The 12,427-nt window shown below is 63.2% G+C and carries 12 protein-coding genes; 7 read left to right on the top strand and 5 right to left on the bottom strand.

Features of this window, described 5'->3' with window-relative positions; all coding sequences use genetic code 11:
* The first annotated feature begins 47 nt into the window (after window positions 1–47).
* The 7 genes from MESS2_RS01870 (at window position 48) to MESS2_RS01900 (ending at window position 6,844) form a co-directional block, all read left to right on the top strand.
* Window positions 48–1,196 (top strand): acyl-CoA dehydrogenase family protein, encoded by a 1,149-nt coding sequence (locus MESS2_RS01870; RefSeq protein ID WP_008872348.1) that lies wholly within the window; start codon window positions 48–50, stop codon window positions 1,194–1,196.
* Between the two features lie 74 nt (window positions 1,197–1,270).
* The gene (locus MESS2_RS01875) at window positions 1,271–1,666 is read left to right on the top strand and encodes a RidA family protein (RefSeq protein WP_008872349.1); all 396 of its coding nucleotides are present in this window, start codon (window positions 1,271–1,273) and stop codon (window positions 1,664–1,666) included.
* A gap of 145 nt (window positions 1,667–1,811) precedes the next feature.
* Window positions 1,812–2,540, top strand: a complete 729-nt coding sequence (locus MESS2_RS01880; protein WP_008872350.1) for a GntR family transcriptional regulator — start codon at window positions 1,812–1,814, stop codon at window positions 2,538–2,540.
* A 156-nt stretch (window positions 2,541–2,696) separates the two neighbouring features.
* Window positions 2,697–3,836 carry an aminotransferase class V-fold PLP-dependent enzyme gene (locus MESS2_RS01885; RefSeq protein WP_008872351.1) on the top strand — a complete coding sequence of 380 codons (1,140 nt, stop codon included), beginning with the start codon at window positions 2,697–2,699 and terminating at the stop codon, window positions 3,834–3,836.
* Between the two features lie 95 nt (window positions 3,837–3,931).
* Window positions 3,932–4,723: an ABC transporter substrate-binding protein gene (locus MESS2_RS01890; protein ID WP_008872352.1), complete on the top strand. Its 792-nt coding sequence runs from the start codon at window positions 3,932–3,934 to the stop codon at window positions 4,721–4,723.
* A gap of 119 nt (window positions 4,724–4,842) precedes the next feature.
* Complete coding sequence (locus MESS2_RS01895; protein WP_008872353.1) at window positions 4,843–5,520, top strand: amino acid ABC transporter permease; 678 nt, start codon at window positions 4,843–4,845, stop codon at window positions 5,518–5,520.
* Window positions 5,521–5,566: 46 nt separating this feature from the next.
* The gene (locus MESS2_RS01900) at window positions 5,567–6,844 is read left to right on the top strand and encodes a cysteine desulfurase-like protein (protein ID WP_008872354.1); all 1,278 of its coding nucleotides are present in this window, start codon (window positions 5,567–5,569) and stop codon (window positions 6,842–6,844) included.
* A 9-nt stretch (window positions 6,845–6,853) separates the two neighbouring features.
* Here MESS2_RS01900 and MESS2_RS01905 read toward each other — a convergent pair whose 3' ends face one another.
* From MESS2_RS01905 to MESS2_RS01925, 5 genes are read right to left on the bottom strand one after another with little or no spacing between them, the layout of a single operon-like run.
* On the bottom strand, window positions 6,854–7,684 hold the full coding sequence (locus tag MESS2_RS01905; RefSeq protein ID WP_008872355.1) for a dipeptide ABC transporter ATP-binding protein: 831 nt from the start codon (window positions 7,682–7,684) through the stop codon (window positions 6,854–6,856).
* Complete coding sequence (locus MESS2_RS01910; RefSeq protein ID WP_083918326.1) at window positions 7,681–8,538, bottom strand: ABC transporter ATP-binding protein; 858 nt, start codon at window positions 8,536–8,538, stop codon at window positions 7,681–7,683. The genes MESS2_RS01905 and MESS2_RS01910 overlap by 4 nt, the downstream gene beginning before the upstream one ends.
* A gap of 5 nt (window positions 8,539–8,543) precedes the next feature.
* Window positions 8,544–9,461: an ABC transporter permease subunit gene (locus MESS2_RS01915; RefSeq protein WP_008872357.1), complete on the bottom strand. Its 918-nt coding sequence runs from the start codon at window positions 9,459–9,461 to the stop codon at window positions 8,544–8,546.
* Between the two features lies 1 nt (window position 9,462).
* Window positions 9,463–10,470 (bottom strand): ABC transporter permease subunit, encoded by a 1,008-nt coding sequence (locus MESS2_RS01920; protein WP_008872358.1) that lies wholly within the window; start codon window positions 10,468–10,470, stop codon window positions 9,463–9,465.
* A 59-nt stretch (window positions 10,471–10,529) separates the two neighbouring features.
* Entirely contained in the window at window positions 10,530–12,122 is a 1,593-nt protein-coding gene (locus MESS2_RS01925; RefSeq protein WP_008872359.1) for an ABC transporter substrate-binding protein, read from the bottom strand.
* Window positions 12,123–12,427 lie beyond the last annotated feature (305 nt).

Here is a 12,427-nt window from a genome sequence, read left to right on the forward strand (position 1 = left end):
AGGGGGGCACCGTGGAGCTCAAGGGCTGAAGAACAGCGGGGGCAGAAATGCCTGACCGTTCCTTCCTTTCTTGGCCCTTCTTCGAGGATCGCCACCGCGACCTGGCGGAGCGGCTCGACACCTGGTGCGCGAAAAACCTGCCGGTCGATCATCACGATGTCGACGCCGCGTGCCGGGAACTGGTGACGAAGCTCGGGCGGGATGGCTGGCTGAAGCCGACAGCGATCGACACCGGCAACCCCGGACCGCTCGACGTGCGCACGCTCTGCCTCACGCGCGAGACGCTGGCCCGGCATGACGGGTTGGCCGACTTCGCCTTTGCCATGCAAGGGCTCGGCACAGGCGCGCTCAGCCTGTTCGGCACGCCGGAACAGCAGCAATGGCTGGCCAAGACACGCGCCGGCAAGGCGATTTCGGCTTTCGCGCTGTCGGAGCCACGCTCGGGGTCTGATGTCGCCAATATGGAGATGACGGCCACGCGCGAGGGAGACGACTATGTGCTGTCCGGCGAAAAGACCTGGATCTCCAATGGCGGCATTGCCGACCTCTACATCGTCTTTGCCCGCACCGGCGAGGCGCCAGGCGCCAAGGGGCTTTCAGCCTTCATCGTGCCATCAGACGCGAAGGGGCTGACCATTGCCGAGCGGCTGGAGGTGATCGCTCCGCATCCGCTGGCGCGGCTGTCGTTCGACCGCGTTCGCGTTCCGGGTCCGGCGCTGATCGGCAAACCCGGCGACGGTTTCCGTATCGCCATGTCGGTGCTCGACGTATTCCGCTCGACTGTGGGTGCCGCGGCGCTCGGCTTCGCGCGGCGCGCGCTGGACGAAAGCATCAAAAGAGTGGCGGAGCGCAAGCTGTTCGGCGCGCCGATGGCCGAGTTGCAGATGGTGCAGGGCCATATCGCCGACATGGCGCTGGATGTCGACGCCGCAGCGCTGCTCGTCTACCGCGCCGCCTGGGCCAAGGACATGGGCGCTGCGCGGGTGACGCGGGAGGCGGCGATGGCGAAGCTATACGCAACCGACCGCGCCCAGAGCGTCATCGACAAGGCGGTGCAACTGCATGGTGGCGACGGCGTGCGCAAGGGCCATATCGTCGAGGGCCTCTATCGCGAAATCCGGGCACTGCGCATCTACGAGGGCGCGTCGGACGTGCAGAAGGTGGTGATCGCCAGACAAGTGATGGGCGCAGCCTGAGGGCTTCCCAGGGGATTAGAGACTGGACTGTTTTCGAATCGGACATTCGAGAAGCGGATTGAGGGAGGCCAGACATGCACACCATACTGCAGCCGGAAGGCTGGGCCAAACCTGTCGGCTATGCCAACGGCATTGCCGCGCGCGGCCAGCTCGTCTTCGTCGGCGGCCAGGTCGGCTGGAATGGACAATGCCGGTTCGAGACGGACGATTTCGTCGGCCAGGTGCGCCAGACGCTGGCCAACATCGTCGCCGTGCTGGCCGAGGCTGGCGGCAAACCGGAGCATATCACCTCGATGACCTGGTACTTTACCGACAAGGCCGAATATCTGGCGAACCTTAGAGGAATCGGTGAAGCCTATCGCGCGGTGATCGGCCGGCATTTTCCGGCCATGGCCGCCATGCAGGTGGTGGCGCTGGTCGAGGATCGCGCCAAGGTGGAGATACAGGCGACGGCGGTGATTCCGGACTGAGGTGCGCCCAGATCGAGGGCGATGCGTGTCGCCGGCCCAACGGCTTGGCTCTATCCGCTTTCTGTGATCAGATGATCACACTGCTTTCGGCAGATGAGTCCCTTTGCACATAGCTTCTGTCGGCAACCAAGGGAAAAGCGAAACCGTGGCTCTGGGATTTGAACCTGTATCGGGACGTGTAACCGTCCAGGACGGCGTCTACCAGCAGCTTCGGCATGCCTTGATGGTCGGCAGCTTCGATCCGGGACAAGTGCTGACCATTGCCTCGCTGGCTGAAGCCTTCGGCACCTCGAACATGCCGGTGCGTGAAGCCTTGCGGCGACTGGCGGCGGAGAACGCGCTGGAGATCTCGCAGAACGGCTCGGCCTGCGTGCCGGTCGTCACCCGGGCGCGGCTCGACGACCTCTGTCGGGCGCGCGTCGCCGTCGAAGGGCTGGCGGCCGAACTCGGGGCGCCACGCCTGACCGCTTCCGACATAGAAACCTTGCAGCGGATCACCGCCGACCAGCAGGCGATCGGACGCAATGACAGCATTTATGAGCTGATCGCCAAGAACCAGCAATTCCACTTCACCATCTATCGCGCCTCCGGCTCCGACGTGCTGTTCCAGTTGATCGAGACGCTGTGGCTGCGCTTCGGACCCTATATGCGGCTGTTGTCCAATCATGTCGAGCCTTTGATGCGCGCCGGCACGATGGAACCGTCGGGACAGCATGTCGCTGTTATCGCGGCCCTCAGGGACAAAGACATCGTCCGCGCCCGCAACGAGGTGGTGGCGGACATCATGGCCACCCAAGAGACCCTGCGTGCCATCTGCCCGGATGTGCCCGAGCCCAGGCCTGTCGACTTCGCCGGCTTTGGCAAGGCTTCCTGACACCGGCGCTATACTGGCTGAAACCCAGCCAGTCCCGGCAGCGCTGGACCAAGAACAATCGCCTGATTTGGACCTGCGGTCCGCGTTTCTTAAGCTGCGGCAATTGATCCCCATCCTGTTTTGTGATCACATGATCACAAGGGAACGAGACACGGAATGTCAGGCTATTTTCTCTACCATTCGATCGGCACCTTTCCCGGCAAGGCCGAACGCATGGCTGCCGCGCTGGCGGAATTCTCCGGCATCTGGTCGGCGGAAGATGATGGCCAATGGCCGGCAGCACTTGCCGCGCGACAGCGTTTCATCGATGCCTGGAGCCGGCTGATCGAGGCGCCACAGGGCACGCTGACCACCGCCGAGAATGTCACGTCGGCGCTTTACAGCCTGATCGGGGCCTTGCCGTCGAGGCGGCTGGCGGGAAAACGCCTGCTGATCGCCGCCGACTGTTTCCCGAGCCTGCATTTCCTGCTTGCCGGCCTTGCCGAACGCTTCGGCTTCACGCTCGACACCGTGCCGTTGCGGCCCGGCGAAAACTGGGTGCGCGATGAGGATTTCATCGCCCGCTGGCAGGAGGATGTCGGCCTTGCCTTGCTGACCTTCGTCACCTCGACGGCCTCGCACCGCTGCGATATCGCACGGCTTGCGGCGCATGGCCGGGCGATGGGCAGCATTGTCGGCGTCGACATCACGCAAGGCATCGGCGTCGCCCCCTTCTCGGTAGCGCAGACGCCGGTCGATTTCGTCGTCTCGACATCGCTGAAGTGGCTGTGCGGCACTTCCGGCGCCGGCATCCTGCAAGTGACGCCCGATCTCCTGACAATATGCCGGCCTGAACTGCGCGGCTGGTTCAGCCAGCCGAACCCGTTCTCATGGGATCTCGACAGTTTTTCCTATGCAGACAATGCCCGCCGCTTCGATCATGGCACGCCGGCCATCCTGGCCAGCGTCGCATCGCTGCCCGGCCTCGAATGGGCGGAAAGAACCGGCGTCGACGCTATCCGCGCCCAGAATACGTCGCTTGGCGAGCGCATCATTGCCCATGCGCTGGACAATGGCTGGTCGGTCCGTTCCCCGCTGGCCGCCAGCGAACGTGGCGGCAGCGTGATGCTGACCTTGCCGCAGGGCATCGATCCGGCGAAGACTGTGTCGAGCCTGCGAGACGAGCGGCTCTATTGCGATGCGCGCGGCGCGACGCTCAGGCTGTCGCCCGGCATGGTCACCACGGACGACGCAGTCGATGCGCTGCTTGCGCGTCTGCAAGATCTCATCGGCGCGCGACAACGCCGCGCATCCTGACTTCAGGCACCGCCTCGCCTGCAGCGCCCGGTGCGCTGAAAGGGGCGGAAGTGGAAAAAGCGCCACAGGGGGTGGCCGAACCAGAGGGAAGCACCATGTTGCATCGTCTAGGATTGATTGGCGTGATCATCGCCGCGGGCGTCGCCTTCGCAGCACCCGCCTTTGCCGACAAGATCGTGGTGGGCGCCTATCCGGCGAACCCGCCATGGGAATACAAGACCGAATCCGGCTCCTTCGAAGGCTTCGAGATCGACGTCGCCAACGATGTTGCCAAGCGCATCGGCGCCGAGGCCGAATTCCAGGATCTCGGTTTCCAGGCGCTGTTCGCGGCGACCGCATCGGGCCGCATCGATTTCGCTGTCTCGTCGATCTCGATCACCAATGAGCGGCTGCAGAACCAGGGCTTCACGCAGGCCTATTATGACAGCGACGGCACCATCGTCGGCAAGTCCGACTCGACCATCAAGTCGCTCGACGACCTCAAGGGAAAGACCATCGGCGTCATCGCCGGCTCGACCGGCGAAGCCTACATGAAGGAAAACGCCGGAAAGCTCGGCGTCGCCGAGACCAAGAGCTACAATGCCCAGCAGGACCTGCTGCTCGACGTGCAGAACGGCCGCATCGATGGCGGCGCCGGCGAATTGGCCGGTTTCCTGTTCGCCATCAAGCAGATGCCCGCGCTCAAGATCCTGGTGCGCATCCCCACCGGCGAGCGTTTCGCCATGATGACGAAAAAAGGCCATCCGCTGCTGGAAAAGGTCAATGACGCCATCACCGCAATGAAGAAGGACGGCACGATGGCTTCGATCCACAAAAAGTGGTTCGGCGTCGATCCGGAAGCCGGCACCAGCACGGTGACGCCGGGGCCGATCCCGCAGGCTCAGTAAGCCGGCTAACTGTCCGTCGACAGGGTGTGCCGGCCACAGACTAAGGCACGCCTCATCTTTCATCCGTGGGACAAGCCCGCTGCTGGCGGCGGGCTTGCTCACGCCATTGGGCCGACGCCATGGAACTGATCGATACGTTCTTCAACTGGGGCATTCTGGTCAGGTCGTTTCCGATCCTCATTCGCGGGCTCGGCAACACCATCCTGCTTGGCTGTGCGGCCATCGTGTTAGGCACCGTCGCCGGACTGGCGATCTGCCTGGTGCGCCTCTACGCGCCGAAGCTGCTGAGGCGGCTGGCCATCGGCTATATCGACATCTTCCGAGCGCTGCCGATCCTGGTCGTGCTGATCCTGATCTATTACGCCTTGCCGTTTGTCGGCATCCGCCTTTCATCCTTCGTTTCGGCGGCGCTGGCGCTGTCGCTGGTGCTTGCCGCCTTCACGGCCGAGGTCTGCCGCGCCGGCATCCAGAACATCCCGAAAGGCCAGTTCGAGGCGGCGGCGACGCTTGGCCTGCCGTTCTGGACCGCGATGCGCAAGGTGATCCTGCCGCAGGCGTTCCGCGTCGTCGTGCCGCCGCTGACCAGCAATTGCGTCTCGGTGTTCAAGGACACCGCACTGGCCTCGGTCGTGGCCATGCCGGACCTGTTGAAGCAGGCGACCGACGCGCAGGCGCTGATGGCCAATCCGACGCCGCTGATCGGCGCGGCGATCATCTATCTCGCCTTCCTGTGGCCGCTCGTGCGCCTGGTCGGCTATCTCGAAGAACGCAGCAAGAAACAGTCCGGCGCGCACTGAGCCCGGCATCGCCATTTCTGCCCCAATTGAACTGAAGGAGACGTCCGTGAACCAGCACCAGACCCCGAAGGCGGACAGCGCCGCATCGTTCCCGGTCGATACGATCCGCGCCATGTTCCCCGCTCTGCAGCAGGCCGGCGACTTCATCTTCATGGACAATGCCGCCGGCGCGCAGATTCCGCAAAGCGTGCTCGACGCGGTGACCAATCATCTCGTTGGCCACAATGTGCAGCGCGGCGGCCGCTATGGCCGCAGCGTCACGGTCGATCAATCCGTCGCCGATGCGCGCGAAAGCGTGGCTTTGCTGATCAACGCCTACAGCCCCTCGGAAATCTGCTTCGGCATGAACGCCACCTCGTTCATCCGCCTGGTCAGCCTCGGTATCGGCCAGATGCTTCAGGAGCGCGACGAGATCGTCATTACCGACATGGACCACGACGCCAACATCGCCACCTGGCTGGCGCTGGAGCAGGCCGGCGCGAAATTCAAATGGTGGCGCATGCGCGAGGACGGCAATCTCCATGTCGACGACCTCAGGCCGCTGGTCTCGGATCGCACAAGGCTCGTCGCCTGCACGGTGACGGCGCATTCGATCGGCTCGATCGTCGACGTCGCTTCCGTCGCCAGGATCGCGCACGCGGCCGGCGCCGAAGTGTTCCTCGACTGCGTGCATTACGGGCCGCATGGGCTGATCGACGTGCAGGCCTGGGACTGCGACTACCTGGTCTGTTCCGGCTACAAGAATTTCTCGCCGCATATGGGCTTCCTGTGGGGCCGTTTCGAAACGCTGAAGCGGCTGCCGACCTTCCGCGAGGACTTCATCCCCGACGAGCCTCCCTACAAGGTCGAGGCCGGCACCTTCATCTACGAGAATGTTTCGGGCATGGATGCCGCGGTGCAATATCTGGAATTGATCGGCCGCAATCTCGCGCCTTCGAACAACCGCTCGCGCCGCGAGAACATCGTCGCCGGCATGGGCGCCATCCGCGACTATGAATTGGTGCTGGCGCGCGAGATGCTCGCCGTGCTCAAGGATTGCTGGGCGACAATCTATGGCGTCGCGGACGAGGCCCGCCTCAACGAACGCGTGCCGACCTTCTGCTTCAACATCGGCAAGCTGTCGCCGCAAAGGATCGTCGAAGAGATGGCCGAGATGCAGATCGGCATTCGGGATGGCCACATGTACGCGCCGCGGCTGATGAAGCGCCTCAACCTCTCGATGGACAGCGGCGCCATCCGCGCCTCGCTGGTGCATTACAACACGGTCGATGAGGTCCACCGCTTCGGCGAAGCGCTGCGCGCCATTATCGCCCGACTGTCGTGATTGGGCCGCTCAGGCAGCCTTCTTTTTCGCCAGCCTGGCCTTGATCGAGGCGACATCGGCGCGCGGCGTTGCCGCGAACAGCGTCCTGGTATAGTTGTGCCTGGGATCGGCGAAGACCTCGTCGCGCGAGCCGTATTCGACCGCCTCGCCGAAATACATCACCATCACGTCGTCGGCGATGTAGCGCACCACCGACAGATCGTGGCTGATGAAGACATAGGTCAGCTGGAACTCGTCCTGCAGGTCGGCGAGCAAATTGAGCACCTGCGCCTGCACCGAAAGGTCGAGCGCCGAGACCGGTTCGTCCAGCACCAAAAGGCTGGGATTCAGCATCAGCGCGCGGGCAATGGCGATGCGCTGGCGCTGGCCGCCCGAGAACATGTGCGGGTAGCGGTTGTAGTGCTCCGGTCCAAGGCCGACCTTCTTCAGCATCTTCATCGCGAGGTCGCGGCGTTCCTCGGCCGGCTTGTCGGTGTTGATGAGCAGCGGCTCACCGAGCACATCGCCGATCTTCTGGCGCGGGTTGAGCGAGCCATACGGATTCTGGAAGACGATCTGCACCTTGCGGCGCATCTCTTTGGTGAGGCCGTCCTTGGCGATGTCGACCTTGTTGCCGTCGATGAAGAGCTCGCCGGATGTCGCCGGATCGATCAGCGTGATGATGCGGGCGAGCGTCGACTTGCCGCAGCCGCTTTCGCCGACGATCGCCAGTGTCTTGCCCTTCTGCACGGTGAAGGAAACGCCCTTGACCGCATGAACGGTGCGGGCCGGACGGAACAGGCCGCCGCCGACATGGTAGTCGCGCACAATGTTCTTGCCTTCGAGAACCGTTACACTCATGAGGCGGCTCCCGTTGCTGAAGGCGCCGGCTCGAACAGCATGTCGGAAACGGTCGGCAGCCGGTCGCCGACGGCGTTTTCCGGCAGCGCCGACAGCAGCGCGCGCGTGTAGTTGCTCTGCGGCGCTTCGAACAGCGAAAGCACGTCGGCCTCTTCCATCTTGCGGCCCTTGTATTGGACGATGACGCGGTCCGCGGTCTCGGCCACCACGCCCATATTGTGGGTGATCATGATCAGCCCCATGCCGTATTTGGCCTGCAGGGAGACCAGCAGATCGAGGATCTGCTTCTGGATGGTGACATCAAGGGCTGTCGTCGGCTCGTCGGCGATCAACAGCTTCGGATTGCAGGCGATGGCAATGGCGATCATGACGCGCTGGCACTGGCCGCCCGACATCTGGTGCGGGAACGAACTCAGCCGATCCTCCGGATCGGCGATGCCGACCAGCGTCATCAACTCGATGGCGCGGGCCCGGCGCTGGGCGCGGTCCATGCCCATGTGAAAGCGCAGCACCTCCTCGATCTGGAAGCCGGCAGTGAAGCATGGATTGAGGCTGGCGATCGGCTCCTGGAAGATCATCGAGATGTCCTTGCCGACGATCTTGCGCCGCTCCGACGGGCTGAGCCCAAGCAGATCGACGCCGTCGAAGGCCATGCGGTCGGCCTTCACCGTCGCCGTGTCCGGCAACAGCCCCATCACCGCCAGCATCGCCACCGACTTGCCGGAGCCGGATTCGCCGACGATCGCCAGCACTTCGCGCGGCTCGATCGACAGGTCGATGCCCTGCACGGCCATGAACGGACCGGCGGCGGTGTCGAAGGAGACGGTCAGGTTCCTGATCTCGAGAAGAGGCATGGTGCTCACGACCTCTTCAGCTTGGGGTCGAAGGCGTCGCGCAGGCCGTCGCCGATCAGGTTGATGGCCAGCACCGTGATCAGGATGGCAAGGCCGGGGAAGGTCACCACCCAGGGCGCGCGCAGGATGAACTCGCGGGCCGAGGCCAGCATTGTGCCCCATTCGGGCGTCGGCGGCTGCGCGCCAACGCCAAGGAAGCCGAGCGCCGCGGCCTCGAGGATGGCGTTGGAGAAGGACAGCGTCGCCTGGACGATCAGCGGCGCCACGCAATTCGGCAGGATCGTCACCAGCATCAACCTGATGTGGCCGGCGCCGGCGACCTTGGCGGAGACCACATATTCGCGGTTCTTTTCGGCCATCACCGCCGCACGGGTGAGTCGGGCGAAATGCGGCTGCAGCACCAGCGCGATCGCCAGCATGGCGTTGAACAGGCCAGGCCCGAGGATCGCCACAAGCACCAGCGCGAGCAGCAGCGACGGGAAGGCAAGGATGATGTCCATGACACGCATGATCAGCGTATCGACCCAGCCGCGGAAATAGCCGGCGAGCACGCCGAGGATGATGCCGCTGGTCAGCGAGAAGACGACGACCACCAGGCCGATGAACAGCGAGAAGCGCGCACCGAAAATCAGCCGCGAAAGCATGTCGCGGCCGACGGCATCGGTGCCGAGCAGGAACATCGATTTGCCGCCCTCCTGCCAGGCCGGCGGCGCCAGCAGCGCGTCGCGAAACTGCTCGTCGGGCGAATGCGGCGCGACCAGCGGCGCGAAGATCGCTACCAGCACAAGCAAAGCGAACACGACAAGGCCGATGACGGCGCCGGTGTTCATCGAATAATAGTGCCAGAATTCAGTAAAGGCGCGTTGCCGGCCGCCGGGCTGAACGGAGGCAGCAGTGGCTTCGGCCGCGGACTGGTCGGTCATCTCACTGCACCCGGATGCGTGGGTTGATGACGGCGTAGAGCACGTCGACGATCAGGTTCACCGCCATGACGATCAGCGCGATGATCAGCAGCCCGCTCTGGACGACGACGTAGTCGCGCTTGCCGATCGCGTCGATCATCCATTTGCCGATGCCGGGCCAGGAAAAGATCGTCTCGGTGAGGATGGCGCCCGCCATCAGCGTGCCGACCTGCAGGCCGATGGTGGTGACGACCGGGATCAGCGCGTTGCGAAAGGCGTGCAGCCCGATGACACGGCGCGGCGCCAGGCCCTTGGCGCGCGCGGTGCGGACATAATCCTCGCCCAGCACCTCCAGCATCGCCGAGCGCGTCTGGCGCGCTATGACGGCGAGCGGAATCGTCGCCAGCACGATGGCGGGCAGGATCAGATGACTGGCAGCGGACCTGAAAGCGCCGCTCTTGCCGGAGATCAGGCTGTCAATCAGCATGAAACCCGTGGTCGGCTTGAAGAAATACTGCAGGCCGATGCGGCCGGAGACCGGCGTCCAGCCGAGATAGCCGGAAAAGAAGATGATGAGCAGCAGGCCCCACCAGAAGATCGGCATGGAGTAGCCGGTCAGCGCCACGCCCATCGTCGCCTGGTCGAACCAGGATCCGCGCTTGATCGCGGCAAAGATGCCGGCGGGAATGCCGAGGAGGACAGCGATGATCAATGCGATCGTCGCCAGTTCCAGCGTTGCCGGAAACAGCGCCTGGAACTCGCCGAGCACCGGCCGCTTGGTGGCGATCGATATGCCGAAGTCGCCGGTCAGGACCCTGCCGATATATTCGAGATATTGGATGACATAGGGCCGGTTGTAACCAAATTGCTCGATAAGCTGCGCGTAACGCTCGGGGCTGACGCCGCGCTCGCCGGCCAGAGCGAGGATCGGGTCGCCCGGCAGCAGCCGAACGAAAGCAAACGCCGCCAGCGATATGCCGAACACGGTCGGAACGATCAGGGCGAGCTTATGGAGGAGATAGCGGAGCATCTTACTTCATAGAACGGCGGCGCTGGAAGTCCAGCGCCGCCGCCCAATTTCTCGTGGACTTATTCGGTGACGTCGACGCCGTCAAACCGATGAATGCCGAGCGGGTCCATGACGTAGCCCGAAACCTTCTTGTTCATCGGCATGAAGACCTTGGAATGGGCGATGGTCAGCCACGGGGCCTCACGCTTGAACACGACCTGAGCTTCCTCGTAGATCTTGGTGCGTTCGGCAACGTCCGTGGTGGCCTTGCCCTTCTTGAGCAGGTCCTCGAACTCCTTGTTGCACCAGATCGCGTAGTTGGACTGGCCGATGGCGTCGCAGCCGAGCAGGAACAGGAAGTTGTCCGGATCGCCATTGTCGCCGGTCCAGCCGAGCTGGAAGGCGCCGTCACGGTCCTTCTGCTTGCCGCGCTCGCGATACTCGGTCCATTCGTAGCTGACGATCTCGGCCTTGACACCGACGGCGGCGTAGTCGGCCTGGATCATTTCAGCCACGCGCTGGGCGTTCGGGTTGTACGGACGGCTGACGGGCATTGCCCAGATCTTCATCGACAGATCCTTGACGCCCGCGTCGGCCAGCATCTTCTTGGCCGCTTCGGGATCATAGGGATCGTCCTTGATGTCCTTGTTGTAGGACCACATGGTCGGCGGGATCGGGTTGACGGCCGGCTGGCCGGCGCCCTGATAGACCGCGTCGATGATCGCCTTCTTGTTGACCGCCATGTTGAGGGCCTTGCGGACCTCGACCTTGTCGAAGGGCGGCACCGTGGTGTTGTAGGCGAGGTAGCCGATGTTGAGGCCTTCCTGCTCGTCGACCTTGAGGTTCGTGTCAGCCTGCAGGCCGGCAATGTCGGCCGGCGCCGGGTACGACATGATATCGCACTCGCCTGCCTTCAGCTTTTGCGCGCGCACGGCCGGATCGGTCGTGATGGCGAAGATCAGATCGTCGATCTTCTGGCGGCCGCCATAGTAGCCGTCCCATGCCGCATAGCGGATGACGGCGTCGACCTGATAGTCGACGAACTGGAACGGACCGGTACCGATCGGCTTCTGCGTGAACTGCTGCCTGGTGCCGGCCTTGTCGAGCTGGTCGGCATACTCCTTGGAGACGATCGAGGCGAAATCCATGCCGAGGTCGGGCAGGAAGGCGACTTCAGGCTTGTTCAGCACGAATTTCACCGTCAGGTCGTCGACCTTGACGATTTCCTTCAGGAGATCCGGGAAGCCCATGCCGGTGAAATACTCCCAGCCGGTGCCTTCCAGATAGCTGTACCACGGGTTTTCCTTCTTCCACTGCCGTTCGAAGGAGAAGATCACGTCGTCGGCATTGAGGTCGCGCGTCGGCGTGAAATAGTCGGTGGTCTGGAACTTCACGCCGGGCCGAAGCTTGAACGTGTATTCGAGACCATCGTCGGAAACCGTCCAGCTCTCGGCGAGGCCGGGCGAGATGGTGGTCTTGCCGTGATCGAACTCGACCAGACGCGAATAGATGGTGCGTGACGATGCGTCGAAATCGTTGCCACCGCTCCATGGCGACGGGTCGAAACCGGCCGGCGACGCCTCCGAGCAATAGACCAGCTGCTTGGCGTTAGCCATGCCGCCGATGACGCTTGCGGCCAGCAACGCGGCCGCAAAAGTCAGTTTCTTTTTCATTGAGCACTCCCTGATGTTCTGCCAAGCCCCTCTATCAGGCTCGCGAAGCGCGCATATAAGCACCGTTTCTCCAGCTTTGGAACTCCCTGTTTGCCTAACCCACCGTAAGCAGAAAATAATTCTTGGATTTTGCCCAATTTCAGAAAAAAATAGCAAAACCTGCTAATCACGCTATTATTAACGACCGCATTTTTTTATTGATCGCCGATCTCGCGGATACAATAACCCACAGACTTCGCGTTCGCCGTCAGCATGACGGGGAGCGGCTTCCCAAGGCGTTGTCGCCGAAATATTTGACGGCAAAT

Origin of the sequence: Mesorhizobium metallidurans STM 2683, assembly GCF_000350085.1 — a bacterium.
Classification (GTDB): Bacteria; Pseudomonadota; Alphaproteobacteria; order Rhizobiales; family Rhizobiaceae; genus Mesorhizobium; species Mesorhizobium metallidurans.

Bases quoted from the DNA above. Each gene is read 5' to 3' on its own strand.
- MESS2_RS01890 (WP_008872352.1), top strand. From the start codon at position 3,932: ATGTTGCATCGTCTAGGATTGATTGGCGTGATCATCGCCGCGGGCGTC.
- MESS2_RS01925 (WP_008872359.1), bottom strand. From the start codon at position 12,122: ATGAAAAAGAAACTGACTTTTGCGGCCGCGTTGCTGGCCGCAAGCGTC.
- MESS2_RS01920 (WP_008872358.1), bottom strand. From the start codon at position 10,470: ATGCTCCGCTATCTCCTCCATAAGCTCGCCCTGATCGTTCCGACCGTG.
- MESS2_RS01870 (WP_008872348.1), top strand. From the start codon at position 48: ATGCCTGACCGTTCCTTCCTTTCTTGGCCCTTCTTCGAGGATCGCCAC.
- MESS2_RS01895 (WP_008872353.1), top strand. From the start codon at position 4,843: ATGGAACTGATCGATACGTTCTTCAACTGGGGCATTCTGGTCAGGTCG.
- MESS2_RS01885 (WP_008872351.1), top strand. From the start codon at position 2,697: ATGTCAGGCTATTTTCTCTACCATTCGATCGGCACCTTTCCCGGCAAG.
- MESS2_RS01915 (WP_008872357.1), bottom strand. From the start codon at position 9,461: ATGACCGACCAGTCCGCGGCCGAAGCCACTGCTGCCTCCGTTCAGCCC.
- MESS2_RS01910 (WP_083918326.1), bottom strand. From the start codon at position 8,538: ATGCCTCTTCTCGAGATCAGGAACCTGACCGTCTCCTTCGACACCGCC.
- MESS2_RS01875 (WP_008872349.1), top strand. From the start codon at position 1,271: ATGCACACCATACTGCAGCCGGAAGGCTGGGCCAAACCTGTCGGCTAT.
- MESS2_RS01905 (WP_008872355.1), bottom strand. From the start codon at position 7,684: ATGAGTGTAACGGTTCTCGAAGGCAAGAACATTGTGCGCGACTACCAT.